Below are 13,399 nucleotides of genomic sequence, written 5' to 3'. Positions count from 1 at the left end.
TTACGCCTCGAACACCTCGCGCACCAGCTGCTCCTGCTCGGCCTGGTGCCGCTTGGCGGAACCGACGGCCGGGGACGAGGAGTGCGGACGCGAGATGCGGCGCAGGCGCTCGCCGTGCGGCACCTCCGCGCCGACCGCCAGGTCCAGGTGGTCGATCAGGTTGAGCGCGATGAACGGCCAGGCACCCTGGTTCGCCGGCTCCTCCTGGGCCCACAGGTACTTCTCGGCGTTCGGGTACTTCTTGATCTCCGCCTGGAGCTCGGCACCCGCCAGCGGGTACAGGCGCTCGATGCGGATGATCGCCGTGTCCGTCACACCGCGCTTCTGACGCTCGGCGTCCAGGTCGTAGTAGACCTTGCCGGCGCAGAAGACGACCTTCTTCACCGCGGCCGGGTCGACCGAGGCGTCGCCGATGACCGGCTGGAACTGGCCCGTCGTGAACTCCTCCGCCTTGGCCGCCGCCGCCTTCAGGCGCAGCATCGACTTCGGCGTGAAGACCACCAGCGGCTTGTGGTGCGGGTTGTGCACCTGCCACCGCAGGAGGTGGAAGTAGTTCGACGGCGACGTCGGCATGGCGACCGTCATGTTGTTCTGCGCGCACATCTGCAGGAAGCGCTCGGGGCGGGCCGAGGAGTGGTCCGGGCCCTGGCCCTCGTAGCCGTGCGGCAGCAGCAGGACGACACCGGAGGTCTGGGCCCACTTCTGCTCGGCCGAGGAGATGAACTCGTCCACGACCGTCTGGGCGCCGTTGACGAAGTCGCCGAACTGCGCCTCCCACATCACGAGCGCCTCGGGGCGGGCCAGCGAGTAGCCGTACTCGAAGCCCATCGCCGCGTACTCGGAGAGCAGGGAGTTGTAGACGTTCAGCCGCGCCTGGTCCTCGGAGAGGTACTGCAGCGGCGTGTACTCCTCGCCCGTGCTGCGGTCGATGATGACCGCGTGGCGCTGGCCGAACGTACCGCGCTGCGAGTCCTGGCCGGCCAGGCGGACCGGGACGCCCTCCAGCAGGAGGGAACCGATCGCGAGGGTCTCGCCCATGCCCCAGTCGATGGTGCCGTCCTCGACCATCGCCGCTCGGCGCTGGAGCTGCGGCAGCAGACGCGGGTGGACGGTGATGTGGTCGGGGATGTTGACCTGCGACTCGGCGATCCGCTTGACGACCTCCGTGGTCACCGCGGTGTTCACGGCGACCGGGAACTCGGCCTGCGGGTCCGACGTCTGCACGATGTTCGGCTGCGAGGTGGCCTCGCGGACCTCCGTGAAGACCTTCTCCAGCTGGCCCTGGTAGTCCTGCAGCGCCTGCTCGGCCTCTTCCAGGGTGATGTCGCCGCGACCGATGAGGGACTCGGTGTACAGCTTGCGCACCGAGCGCTTCTTGTCGATCAGGTCGTACATCAGCGGCTGGGTGAAGGCCGGGTTGTCCGACTCGTTGTGACCGCGGCGGCGGTAGCAGATGAGGTCGATCACCACGTCCTTGTTGAACGCCTGGCGGAACTCGAAGGCGAGCCGCGCCACGCGGACGACGGCCTCGGGGTCGTCGCCGTTCACGTGGAAGATCGGGGCCTCGATCATGCGGGCGACGTCCGTCGCGTACATGGAGGAGCGCGAGGACTCGGGGGCCGCGGTGAAGCCGACCTGGTTGTTGATGACGATGTGGACCGTGCCGCCGGTGCGGTAGCCGCGCAGCTGCGACATGTTCAGGGTCTCGGCCACCACGCCCTGGCCCGCGAAGGCCGCGTCGCCGTGGATCGCCACCGGCAGGACCGTGAAGTCCGTGCCGCCCTTGTTGATGATGTCCTGCTTGGCGCGCGAGACGCCCTCCAGGACCGGGTCCACCGCCTCCAGGTGCGAGGGGTTGGCGACCAGGGAGACCTTGATCTGCTCGCCGTCGAGGCCGGTGAAGGTGCCCTCGGCGCCCAGGTGGTACTTCACGTCGCCGGAGCCGTGCATCGACTTCGGGTCGAGGTTGCCCTCGAACTCGCGGAAGATCTGGGCGTACGACTTGCCGACGATGTTCGCCAGGACGTTCAGGCGGCCGCGGTGGGCCATGCCGATGACGACCTCGTCCAGGCGGGACTCGGCGGCCGAGTCCAGCACGGCGTCCAGCAGCGGGATGACGGACTCGCCGCCCTCCAGCGAGAAGCGCTTCTGGCCGACGTACTTGGTCTGCAGGAACGTCTCGAACGCCTCGGCCGCGTTCAGCCGGCGCAGGATGCGCAGCTGCTCCTCGCGCTCCGGCTTGGAGTGCGGGCGCTCCACGCGGTCCTGGATCCACTTGCGCTGCTTCGGGTCCTGGATGTGCATGAACTCGATGCCGGTGGTGCGGCAGTACGAGTCGCGCAGGACGCCGAGGATGTCGCGCAGCTTCATCATCGACTTGCCGGCGAAGCCGCCGACGGCGAACTCGCGCTCCAGGTCCCAGAGCGTGAGGCCGTGCTCGGTGATGTCCAGGTCGGGGTGCTTGCGCTGCTGGTACTCCAGCGGGTCGGTGTCGGCCATGACGTGGCCGCGGACCCGGTAGGAGTGGATCAGCTCGAAGACGCGGGCGGCCTTGGTGACGTCGTCGTCGTGGCTGGCGTCGATGTCCTTGAGCCAGCGGACCGGCTCGTAGGGGATGCGCAGCGCCTCGAAGATGTCGTCGTAGAAGCCGTTCTCGCCGAGCAGCAGGTTGGCGACCTGGCGGAGGAACTCGCCGGAGGCGGCGCCCTGGATGACCCGGTGGTCGTAGGTCGACGTGAGCGTCATGACCTTCGAGATGCCGAGCTTGTTCAGGGTGTCCTGGGAGGTTCCCTGGAACTCCGCGGGGTAGTCCATGGAGCCGACGCCCATGATCACGGACTGGCCGGGCATCAGGCGGGGCACCGAGTGGACCGTGCCGAGGCCGCCGGGGTTGGTCAGGGAGACCGTGACGCCGGAGAAGTCGTCCATCGTCAGCTTGCCGTCGCGGGCGCGGCGGACGATGTCCTCGTAGGCCTGCCAGAACTCGAAGAAGTTCAGCGTCTCGGCCTTCTTGATCGCCGCGACGACGAGCTGGCGGTCGCCGTTGGGCTTGACCAGGTCGATGGCGAGACCGAGGTTGACGTGCTCCGGCTTGACCAGGGTGGGCTTGCCGTCCACCTTGGCGAACGAGTAGTTCATCGCCGGCATGGCCTTGATGGCCTGGACCATCGCGTAGCCGATGAGGTGCGTGAAGGAGATCTTCCCGCCCCGCGCCCGCTTCAGGTGGTTGTTGATGACGATGCGGTTGTCGAACAGCAGCTTCACCGGCACCGCGCGCACGGACGTGGCCGTGGGCAGTTCCAGCGAGGCGTCCATGTTCTTCGCGACCGCGGCGGCCGGGCCGCGCAGCACGACCTGCTCGGGGCCCGCGGGGGCCTCGGCGGCGGGCTCCGCCTTCTTCGCGGGGGCGGCCTGCTTGGCGGCGGCCGGCTTCGAGGCGGCCGGCTTCGCGGGGGCCGGAGCGGCCTTCGCGGGGGCGGCGGCCTGGGCCGGGGCCTGCGCGGCCGGCTTCGGCTGGGCCGGCGCCTGAGCCTGGGCGGGAGCCGGCGCCGCAGCGGCGGCGGGCTTGTCGGCCTTCTCGGCCTTCTCGGCCTTCTCGGCCGCAGGCGCGGGGGCCTGGGCGGGAGCGGCCGGAGCCGCCTGCTGAGCGGTGGTGGTGGTCCCCGCGGCCCCCGCGGCCGCGGTACCCGCCGGAGCCGGTGCGCCAGCGGCGCCCGGCTTGTAGTCGGCGAAGAAGTCCCACCAGGCTCGGTCTACCGAATTCGGGTCCTGGAGGTACTGCTGATAGATCTCGTCGACGAGCCACTCGTTGGCACCGAACGACGCGGCGGGGTTCTTGCCCGCTTGGTCGGTGTCGGTCGAGATGCTCGAGTTACTGGGGGACTGTGGCGACACGGCGGCAACCGCCCTCTTCCGCTTCACAAGATGATGGACAGCGGGAATCAAGGCTACGCCTCCCCGGCGGGGAAGGTCAGGCCGGGCCCGTTCAACGTCGTGCAAGTCACATCTTGGAGCGTGTTTCGGGGCTTGAAATGGCGGGAAACAAGCGTGGTTCCGCTTCAGCAGGCAAGGGGGGAGCAGGGCCTGTCACGCCGATGGCGCGGGCCTGTGCCTGATCACACGTGCCCGTCAGCGCGGACGCTCGTGGATCTTGTGACTCCGGTCCGAACTTTACGTCAACTTGGCGTTGAGGTGACTCCCGGAAGAGTGACAAGAATCCGGCAACCCCGCTCGGATTCGGCCACTCCGATCCGGCCGCCGTGCAGATCGACCGCCCAGCGTGCGATCGCCAGCCCCAGCCCGGTGCCCCCGTCGCTGCCCGGCCCCTGCGGACGCTTGGCACTGCCGCGGTTGAACCGCTCGAACACGCGGTGCCACTCCGACTTGGGAATGCCCGGGCCCTCGTCCAGGACCTCCAGCTCCAGGGACTCCGGCAGCGCCCCGCGCCGCGCCTTGACCGTCACCCGGCCGTGCGGCGGGCTGTGCTTGACCGCGTTGTCGATGAGGTTGGCGACGACCTGGTGGATGCGCTCCGGGTCCGCGTGCGCGGTCAGCTCCGGTGGATGGACGTCGAGGTGCAGATGGACGTCCGTACGGGTGTGACTGCCCGAGCCGGTGGCGATGCCGGCGCGCACGGAGGCCACCATGTTGGCCTCCTTCAGTACGCCGGACAGATACGGCCACACCTCGAACCGCCGCTTCTTCAGCGGCACCACGCCGTTGTCCAGGCGGGACAGGTCCAGCAGCGTCTCCACCAGCCGGCCGAGCCGCTCGGTCTGCTTCAGTGCCGTGCGCATGGTCTCCGGGTCGGCCTGCGTGACGCCGTCGACGATGTTCTCCAGCACCGCGCGCAACCCCGCGATGGGGGTGCGCAGCTCGTGCGAGACGTTCGCGACCAGCTCCTTGCGCTGGCTGTCCTGCGCTTCCAGCTCGTCGGCCATGGCGTTGATCGTCACGGCCAGGTCGCCCAGCTCGTCACGGCGGTTCTCCCGCGTGCGGCGGGTGTAGTCGCCCTGGGAGATGGAGCGGGCCACCGCCGTCATCTCGTCCAGCGGCGCGGTGAGCGAATGGGCCACGAACTGCGTGATGAGCAGTGTGGCGATCATCGAGAAGACCGTGATGAAGCGCAGTTCGGTCTTGGTGTGCACCGCGATCACCGACAGGCCGGTGGTGATCAGGACCGAGATGACGACCAGCGCGCCCAGCTTCGTCTTGATCGAGAACGGGCTCACCCCGCCCCGGGGCTCCGGCTCCCGGGGGTTCCTCCGTGCGGCCGGCCCGCGGCTCATGGCGTCGGGGTCTCCAGGGCGTAGCCCACGCCGTGCACCGTGCGGATCCGCTCGGCGCCGATCTTCCGGCGCAGCGCCTTGATGTGGCTGTCGACCGTGCGGGTGCCGGAGGCGTCCGCCCAGTCCCAGACCTCGGCCAGCAGCTGCTCGCGCGAGAGGACCGCGCGCGGGGTGTTCGCCAGGCACACCAGCAGGTCGAACTCGGTGGGTGTGAGGTGGACGTCCTCACTGCGCACCCGGACGCGGCGCTGGGCGTGGTCGATCTCCAGTTCGCCCAGGCGCAGGATGCCGGAGCGGGGGGTGGCCGCCGCGATGGCGGCCCGCTCCACGCGGCGCAGCAGCACGTGCACGCGCGCCGCCAGCTCCCGCATCGAGAACGGTTTGGTCATGTAGTCGTCGGCGCCGACGCCGAGCCCGACCAGCATGTCGGTCTCGTCGTCCCGCGCGGTCAGCATCAGCACCGGCACCGGACGGGCGGCCTGCACGCGACGGCAGACCTCCAGGCCGTCGAAGCCGGGCAGCATGATGTCGAGGATCAGCAGGTCGGGCTGCCATGCCTCGGCCGTGTCGACCGCGGACGGACCGTCGCCGGCGGTTTGCACGAGGAATCCCTCGGCTCGCAGACGGGTCGCGATGGCATCCACGATCGTGGCGTCGTCCTCGACGACGAGAACCCGGCGCTGTGCACCGGGTGCAGCCGTCGCCGAACCGTTGTGGGAGGTGTGTGTCTGCTCCATCGCCCGCCCCTGGGGTGTGCTTTCCGGAATCAGTGGGGTGATTCCTTCTGACTGGCTGTGCCTGCGCATGCTTGCGATTGACGCTTGAATGATCGGCGCCAGGGGAGCAGCGTACGGGGATGCGGCAGGCCTTTGCTATCCAGGGCGGATGCCGAGGTGGACGACGTCCGGAACGCCCCGGGCAACGGGGATCTCTTCGGTACGCACCTGCTGGAACCCGGCATTCCGCAAGGTTCCCTCGAATTCCGGGGACGGCTGCGCGGACCACACCGCGAGCACTCCGCCGGGCCTCAACACCCGGGCGCAGGCGGCCAGTCCGGTCTCCCCGTAGAGCGCGCCGTTGTCCTCCGTGACGATCCAGCCCGGCCCGTTGTCGATGTCGAGACACAGGGCGTCGTACGTGGCGGATGTCTCATGGAGGTGGGCCACCAGGTCCGCTTCGACGATGTCGGTGCGCGGGTCCGCGAGGGCCTCGGCGGAGAGGGCCGCGAGCGGGCCGGAGCGGTGCCACTCGACGATCGCGTGCTCGCGCTCCACCACGGTGATCCGTCCCCAGCGCGGGTCCGCCGCTGCGTGGGCGAGGGAGAAGCCGACGCCGAGCCCGCCGATCAGCACGTCGGGGTGGTCACGGCCGGGCAGGGCGTCCAGCGCGGCGTCGACCAGCAGCCGCTCCGAGCGGCCGTCGGAGGTGTCCATCAGGAAGGTGCCGTTGGCGATGATCTCCAGCCGGTCGCCGTGCCGCCGCAGCACGACCTCGCCGTGCGGGCCCTCGCGCCGGTCCAGTACCTCAGGTGTGTCGTAGGAGGTGGGCATCGGATCATCCTGGCAGGTCCGGGGCGCCCGCGACGGGGAATTACCGGGGGACGCGACGGGCTCCGGCGCCGCCGCGGCTCCCGCGCGGCGCCCGCCGCGGACAACGCGACGTACGGGGCGCAGGCTGGGGACGACGGAAGGAGTGCCCGTGGTGGAACGCACCGCGCCGCCCGACGGGACGGCGTCGCCGATGGCGATGGGCCCGCCCGCGGGTGAGGTGCCCGCGTCGTCCGGCCCGACGACCTCACCGTCGCCGGCCGGCGCGCCCGTCGGTGAGGTGCCGGTGTCGTCGCGTGGGACGGCTTCAGCGCCGCCGGTCGGCGCGCCCGCGGGTGAGGTGCTGGTGTCGTCGGGTGGGAAGGCCTTTCCGTCGCCGGTCGGCGCGCCCGTAGGTGAGGTGCCTGCGTCGCCTGGGGGGAGGGCCTCACCGGCGCCGGCTGGCCCGCGCGCGGGTGAGGTGCCTGCGCCGTCCGACGGGACGGCCTCGCCGTCGCCGGGCGGCGCGCCCGCGGGTGAGGTGCCGGTGTCGCCTGGGGAGAGGGTCTCGCTGCCGCCGCCGGTTGGCCCGCGCGCGGGTGAGGTGCCTGCGCCGTCCGATGGGACGGCCTCGCCGTCGCCGGTCGGTGCGCCCGCGGGTGAGGTGCCGGTGTCGCCTGGGGGGAGGGTCTCGCTGCCGCCGCCGGTTGGCCCGCGCGCGGGTGAGGTGTCTGCGTCGTCCGATGGGACGGCCTCGCCGTCGCCGGTCGGTGCGCCCGCGGGTGAGGTGCCGGTGTCGTCGCGTGGGACGGCTTCAGCGTCGCCGGTCGGCGCGCCCGCGGGTGAGGTGCCGGTGCCGTCGGGTGGGACGGCCCCGCCGTCGCCGGTCGGCGCGGTCGCACGTGAGGTGCCCGTGCCGGTCGACGGAGTGCCGCGCCGGTGGTGCCCGCGCGGGACCCCGGACGCGGGCGTTCCCGGGACGCTCCACGGGCATGCGGGGGAGACCCCGGCAGCGGGCCCGCGCGGGACCGCGGCGGCGGACGCGCGCCGGTTCGCGGCGCGCGGCGTGCGGCCCTGGCGGCTGCTGCCCACGCCCGCCGGGACGCCGTTCACCTTCTGGTACACCGTCCTGCTCTGCGTCACCGCGCTGATCGCCGAGCGGGCGGACCCCGCCCTCGTGCACGCGCTGCTCCAGGGATCCAGCACCGACGTGGCCCACCTGGTGCGCACGCCGGAACGGGTGCTGGTGGGCAGCGCGCTGTGGGTCGCGGGCGGGGTGGCCTCACCGTTCACCGCCGGCTTCGTGCTGGTGCTGACGGCGCTGGAGCGGCGGGTCGGCGGACTGCGCACGGCCGGCGTCTTCCTGCTCGGGCACGTCCTGGCCACTCTGGCGACCGAGGTGCCCGTGGGCCTCGCGGTGCTGGCCGGGGACCTCCCCGGCTCCTCGCTGCACCGCCTCGACTACGGCGTCAGCTTCGGCGTCGCGGCCGCGTGCGGCGCCCTGGCCGGACTGCTGCCGCTGTGGCTGCGCGTGCCGCTGCTGACCGCCTTCGGCGGCATGCTGGTGCAGGACCTGCTGGCCTTCACCGACCCGATGACCGAGTGGGGGCACCTGATCGCCCTGCTGGTCGGCATCGCGACCTGGCCGCCGGTGCGCCGGTGGCACGCGGCCCGGCAGCCCCCGCCCCTGGCCCGGCCGCTCCTCAGGCCGGAGCGGAGGGCGGCGGGCCGTACCGGGCGCTGGTGAGCGGGGCCGCGACCGCCCAGCCCAGCGCCTCGTAGAGGCCGCGGCCCGCGGGGCTGCCGGCCAGGACGCCGGTGTGCGCGCCCCGCCGGACCGCGACCTGCTGCAGCGTCCGCATCACGAGACTGCCCAGGCCCCTGCGGCGGTGCGCGGCGGCCGTCTCGATCTGGTCGACGACGGCGGTGCCGCCCGTCGGGGCGATCTGGCCGCGCGCGGCGAGGGACCCGTCGGGCGCGGCCACCATCAGCCGCGTCACCCCGCCGCGCGACCAGGTGCGCAGCCGGTAGCCGTCGGGAACCTCCGGGACGTCGCCCTCCGTCAGCGGCACGGTCATCAGCCAGCCGGGCTCCGGATCGACCCACCAGTCGCCGCCGAGCCAGCGCGAGACCACCTCCGGGTCCCGGAACGCCTTGAGCCACACGCCGTTCCCGGTCACCGCGCCCGCCACCTTGCGGACCGTCGTCTCGTCGAGGGCGTCGCCCTTGGTGCCGAGGACGTGCCGGGTGACGTGCCCGTACAGGCCGACGTCGATCGTCCAGCCCCACGGCTCGGCCACGGGCGGTGCCGCCCCGCGCGACACGACCCATCCGTCCACCCACGCCCGCACGGTCCTGTCCACGCCATCCCCCTGTAACGACCGTTTACGCCATCCGCCTATTACTGACCGCACCCTACGGGCTCGCCGATCCGACGCGTGAGAGGTGATCGCTGACAGCGAACACCCCCCGGGGAACATTCGGCCGTCGCCGAGCATTGAGTCGACATAGCTCAACTTGACTGCCGAAGGGGAGATCATGGCTTCGACGTCCACACCGCTCACCCTGCCCGTGCTGCCGCTCGACGGAGAGGTCGTGCTGCCCGGGATGGTGGTCCCGCTGGACCTGAGCGACTCCGAGGTGCGTGCGGCGGTGGAGGCCGCGCAGGCCGCTGCCCGCACAACACCCGGAAAGCCCCGGGTACTCCTGGTGCCACGCATCGACGGCACGTACGCGAACACCGGTGTCCTCGGCACCGTGGAGCAGGTGGGCCGGCTGGCCGACGGCGACCCGGGCGCGCTGATCCGCGGCCGGGGACGGGTGAGGATCGGTGCGGGGACCACGGGACCCGGCGCGGCCCTCTGGGTCGAGGGCACCAGCGTCGACGAGACCGTTCCGGAGCCGCTGCCCGGGCAGGTCGCCGAACTGGTCAAGGAGTACAAGGCCCTCGCCACCGCCTGGCTGCGCAAGCGCGGCGCCTGGCAGGTCGTCGACCGGGTCCAGGCCATCGACGACGTCTCGGCGCTGGCCGACAACTCCGGCTACTCGCCGTTCCTGACCACCGACCAGAAGGTCGAACTGCTGGAGACCACCGACCCGGTGGCCCGGCTCAAGCTCGCCACCCAGCAGCTGCGCGACCACCTCGCCGAGCAGGACGTGGCCGAGACCATCGCCAAGGACGTCCAGGAGGGCGTCGACAAGCAGCAGCGCGAGTTCCTGCTGCGGCGCCAGCTCGAGGCCGTCCGCAAGGAACTGCGCGAGCTGAACGGCGAGCAGGAGGGCGAGGAGTCCGACGACTACCGCGCCCGGGTCGAGGCCGCCGACCTGCCCGAGAAGGTCCGCGAGGCCGCCCTGAAGGAGGTCGACAAGCTCGAGCGCTCCTCCGACCAGTCGCCCGAGGGCTCGTGGATCCGCACCTGGCTCGACACGGTCCTGGAGATGCCGTGGAACGAGCGCACCGAGGACGCCTACGACATCCAGGGCGCCAAGGCCGTGCTGGACGCCGAGCACGCCGGGCTGGAGGACGTCAAGGAGCGCATCACCGAGTACCTGGCGGTGCGCAAGCGGCGCAACGACCGGGGGCTGGGCGTCATCGGCGGGCGGCGCGGCGGGGCCGTGCTCGCGCTCGTCGGCCCGCCCGGCGTCGGCAAGACCAGCCTCGGCGAGTCCGTCGCCCACGCGATGGGCCGCAAGTTCGTCCGCGTCGCCCTCGGCGGTGTGCGCGACGAGGCCGAGATCCGCGGGCACCGGCGCACCTACGTCGGTGCCCTGCCGGGCCGCGTCGTCCGGGCCATCAAGGAGGCCGGGTCGATGAACCCGGTCGTGCTCCTCGACGAGATCGACAAGGTCGGCTCGGACTTCCGGGGCGACCCGGCCGCCGCCCTGCTCGAAGTGCTCGACCCGGCGCAGAACCACACCTTCCGGGACCACTACCTGGAGGTCGAACTGGACCTGTCGGACGTGGTCTTCCTCGCCACCGCCAACGTCCTGGAGGCGATCCCCGAGGCCCTGGCCGACCGCATGGAGATCGTCCGCCTCGACGGCTACACCGAGGACGAGAAGGTCGTCATCGCCCGCGACCACCTGCTCCCGCGCCAGCTGGAGCGGGCCGGACTGGGCGCCGACGAGGTGACCATCGACGAGAGCGCCCTGCGCAAGCTCGCCGGCGAGTACACCCGCGAGGCCGGCGTGCGCACCCTGGAGCGGTCCGTGGCGCGGCTGCTGCGCAAGATCGCCGCCCAGCACGAACTGGGCGAGCGGGAGCTGCCGTTCACCGTCCGCGACGAGGACCTGCGCGACCTGATCGGCCGGCCGCACCACGTGCCCGAGTCCGCCCAGGACCCGGCCGAGCGGCGGACGTCCGTGCCGGGCGTGGCGACCGGGCTCGCGGTGACGGGCGCGGGCGGCGACGTCCTGTACGTCGAGGCGTCCCTGGCCGACCCGGAGACCGGCGCGGCCGGACTGACCCTGACCGGCCAGCTGGGCGACGTGATGAAGGAGTCCGCGCAGATCGCGCTGAGCTTCCTGCGCTCCCACGGCGCCGAGCTCGAACTGCCGGTGGCCGACCTGAAGGACCGGGGCGTGCACATCCACTTCCCGGCCGGCGCGGTCCCCAAGGACGGCCCCAGCGCGGGCATCACGATGACCACGGCCCTGGCGTCCCTGCTGTCCGGCCGGCTGGTCCGCACGGACGTGGCGATGACCGGCGAGGTCTCGCTGACCGGGCGGGTGCTGCCGATCGGCGGTGTGAAGCAGAAGCTGCTCGCCGCGCACCGGGCGGGTGTCACCACGGTGATCATCCCCAAGCGCAACGAGCCCGACCTGGACGACGTCCCGGCGGAGGTGCTGGACAAGCTCGACGTCCACGCCGTCACCGACGTCCGCCAGGTCCTGGAACTGGCGCTCACGCCCGCGACCAACGGCGCGGCGCCCGAGGTTCCGGTGGCCGCGTGACGGAGGTCATCGGATGAGGGAAGGCCCGGGTCCCGTGAGGGAGGCCCGGGCCTTCACCGCGTGCGGACCCTGTGGACACGGCCGCCCTGAGCTGCGGAATACTTGCCGAGCTGCGGCGATGCCCGCGGCCGGCGGAGAATTCAGGTACCGGGCGAGAACCGAGGCAGGGCTGACGTGCACGACGACGGCAACGACGACGACCGCCGGGACGCCGGCACGGGCGGACGCGGCGTGGACCAGCCCGCGTTCCTCGCGCTGGAGCGCGAGCTGACCGTGCTGCTGCGGCGCGCACGGGCCAACCAGGGCGAGATGGCCCGCGAGGTCCACCCCGACCTGGAGTCGTCCGCGTACGGGCTGCTCGTGCGCCTGGACGAGTGCGGCAAGCAGCGGGCCACCGAGCTCGCCGGCTACATCGGCGTCGGCAAGGCCACCATGTCCCGGCAACTGCGCGCCCTGGAGGAACTCGGCCTCGTCGCCCGCGAGCCCGACCCCGCCGACGGACGGGCCTGGCTGGTCGCCCTGACCGGGGAGGGGCACGACCGGGTCCGCCGCGTCCGCCAGGCCCGCCGTGCCCGCTACGCCGGCCGCCTCGCCGACTGGGACACCCACGAGGTCACCGAACTGGCCCGGCTGCTGCACCAGCTCAACCGCAGCATGGAGAAGTAGCGCGGCCGGACCGCCGCCCGGCACCGGGCCCTACAGCTCGGCGTACACGACCGTCGCGTCATCGTGCCTCTTGCTCCCGCCCGGGAACGCGCGGGCCGCGTCGGAGCGCTCCAGCGCCCGCACGCGGTCCACCAGCGCCTGCGCCCCCTCCTTGCGCACCAGCCGGAAGCAGTCCGCCCAGTCGCCCTCCTGGAACCGTTCCACCCAGCGGCCGGCGCCGTCCGTCAGGGCGGCCAGGGCGCGCACCTCACCGCGGGGCAGGGTCCCGGTCACCGCCCGCGCGGCGACGGACGGATCGGCCGCCGCGGTGAAGAAACCGCCCTCCTTGTTGCGCAGCGTCGCGTCCACCACGGCGTCCGTCGCCAGGGCCGAGCGGGGGAGCAGGGCCAGCCGGTCGTCCAGCACAGGCGTCACCGCCCCCTCCGGGGACTCCACCAGGAGGGCCGAGTCCGACAGCACCAGGTACTCCACCGTGGCCGGGTTCCAGCGGGCCAGGACCACCGTGGCCTGCGGCGTACGGGGGTGAGAAAGGTCACAGGTTGCCGCGTGCGCTGCCGCGGTACGCGCGATGGCGTGGGACAACGCGTCGGCCAGGGGAACATCCAGGAGTGAAACGGTCAGTTCGGTCAGTGCGCCGCCGAGGCGCGCGGTGAACCAGGGGACGGAATGCAGACAGCCCGTCCCGCCCTTCGGGGGTGTGACCCCGTCCAGCACGACGACCGAACCGCCCTGTCCCGAGGCCGGTAGTCCGACGGCGGCGAAGTCCTCGTTCGGGCGGTCCGCGTCCGAGGGTTCCGAGGCGAGTTCCGTACGCATCAAGCCAGTCTGCACGAGCCCTTCACAGGGTCCGCCGGTGGTCGGCGACGGACGCCGGACCGGCACACCCGACCAGGTCAGGCGCCCTGTTTGGGAGGTATTGCTGTGTATCGGGAACGCGTGGCGGCGAATACTGCCACCGCCCGTCGC

General features: G+C 72.2%; 9 protein-coding genes. 3 read left to right on the top strand and 6 right to left on the bottom strand.

The window, feature by feature from the left end:
* The 4 genes from Q5694_RS17470 to Q5694_RS17455 form a co-directional block, all read right to left on the bottom strand.
* Entirely contained in the window at positions 1 to 3,894 is a 3,894-nt protein-coding gene (locus Q5694_RS17470) for a multifunctional oxoglutarate decarboxylase/oxoglutarate dehydrogenase thiamine pyrophosphate-binding subunit/dihydrolipoyllysine-residue succinyltransferase subunit (protein ID WP_333934001.1), read from the bottom strand.
* A 281-nt stretch (positions 3,895 to 4,175) separates the two neighbouring features.
* Complete coding sequence (locus Q5694_RS17465; protein ID WP_333934000.1) at positions 4,176 to 5,288, bottom strand: HAMP domain-containing sensor histidine kinase; 1,113 nt, start codon at positions 5,286 to 5,288, stop codon at positions 4,176 to 4,178.
* On the bottom strand, positions 5,285 to 6,025 hold the full coding sequence (locus tag Q5694_RS17460; RefSeq protein ID WP_333933999.1) for a response regulator transcription factor: 741 nt from the start codon (positions 6,023 to 6,025) through the stop codon (positions 5,285 to 5,287). The genes Q5694_RS17465 and Q5694_RS17460 overlap by 4 nt, the downstream gene beginning before the upstream one ends.
* Before the next feature lie 135 nt (positions 6,026 to 6,160).
* The gene (locus tag Q5694_RS17455) at positions 6,161 to 6,838 is read right to left on the bottom strand and encodes a spermidine synthase (RefSeq protein WP_333933998.1); all 678 of its coding nucleotides are present in this window, start codon (positions 6,836 to 6,838) and stop codon (positions 6,161 to 6,163) included.
* Between the two features lie 889 nt (positions 6,839 to 7,727).
* Between Q5694_RS17455 and Q5694_RS17450 the strand changes: the two genes are divergently transcribed.
* Positions 7,728 to 8,561 (top strand): rhomboid-like protein, encoded by an 834-nt coding sequence (locus tag Q5694_RS17450; RefSeq protein ID WP_333933996.1) that lies wholly within the window; start codon positions 7,728 to 7,730, stop codon positions 8,559 to 8,561.
* Here Q5694_RS17450 and Q5694_RS17445 read toward each other — a convergent pair.
* Positions 8,518 to 9,177 carry a GNAT family N-acetyltransferase gene (locus Q5694_RS17445; RefSeq protein ID WP_333933995.1) on the bottom strand — a complete coding sequence of 220 codons (660 nt, stop codon included), beginning with the start codon at positions 9,175 to 9,177 and terminating at the stop codon, positions 8,518 to 8,520. The genes Q5694_RS17450 and Q5694_RS17445 overlap by 44 nt on opposite strands.
* Before the next feature lie 175 nt (positions 9,178 to 9,352).
* Here Q5694_RS17445 and lon point away from each other — a divergent pair, with 175 nt between their 5' ends.
* Together lon and Q5694_RS17435 are read left to right on the top strand one after the other, a co-directional pair.
* Positions 9,353 to 11,767 carry an endopeptidase La gene (gene lon / locus Q5694_RS17440; protein ID WP_333933993.1) on the top strand — a complete coding sequence of 805 codons (2,415 nt, stop codon included), beginning with the start codon at positions 9,353 to 9,355 and terminating at the stop codon, positions 11,765 to 11,767.
* A 174-nt stretch (positions 11,768 to 11,941) separates the two neighbouring features.
* Complete coding sequence (locus tag Q5694_RS17435) at positions 11,942 to 12,433, top strand: MarR family winged helix-turn-helix transcriptional regulator (protein ID WP_333933991.1); 492 nt, start codon at positions 11,942 to 11,944, stop codon at positions 12,431 to 12,433.
* A 30-nt stretch (positions 12,434 to 12,463) separates the two neighbouring features.
* Here Q5694_RS17435 and Q5694_RS17430 read toward each other — a convergent pair whose 3' ends face one another.
* Positions 12,464 to 13,249 (bottom strand): protein phosphatase 2C domain-containing protein, encoded by a 786-nt coding sequence (locus Q5694_RS17430; protein ID WP_333933990.1) that lies wholly within the window; start codon positions 13,247 to 13,249, stop codon positions 12,464 to 12,466.
* Positions 13,250 to 13,399 lie beyond the last annotated feature (150 nt).

Origin of the sequence: Streptomyces sp. AHA2 (assembly GCF_036857595.1) — a bacterium.
Lineage (GTDB): Bacteria > Actinomycetota > Actinomycetes > Streptomycetales > Streptomycetaceae > Streptomyces.
Note: the sequence above shows the minus strand (reverse complement) of the source record. Positions and strands in the feature narration are given on the sequence as shown.

Bases quoted from the DNA above. Each gene is read 5' to 3' on its own strand.
- Q5694_RS17465 (WP_333934000.1), bottom strand. From the start codon at position 5,288: ATGAGCCGCGGGCCGGCCGCACGGAGGAACCCCCGGGAGCCGGAGCCC.
- Q5694_RS17460 (WP_333933999.1), bottom strand. From the start codon at position 6,025: ATGGAGCAGACACACACCTCCCACAACGGTTCGGCGACGGCTGCACCC.
- Q5694_RS17455 (WP_333933998.1), bottom strand. From the start codon at position 6,838: ATGCCCACCTCCTACGACACACCTGAGGTACTGGACCGGCGCGAGGGC.
- lon (WP_333933993.1), top strand. From the start codon at position 9,353: ATGGCTTCGACGTCCACACCGCTCACCCTGCCCGTGCTGCCGCTCGAC.
- Q5694_RS17430 (WP_333933990.1), bottom strand. From the start codon at position 13,249: ATGCGTACGGAACTCGCCTCGGAACCCTCGGACGCGGACCGCCCGAAC.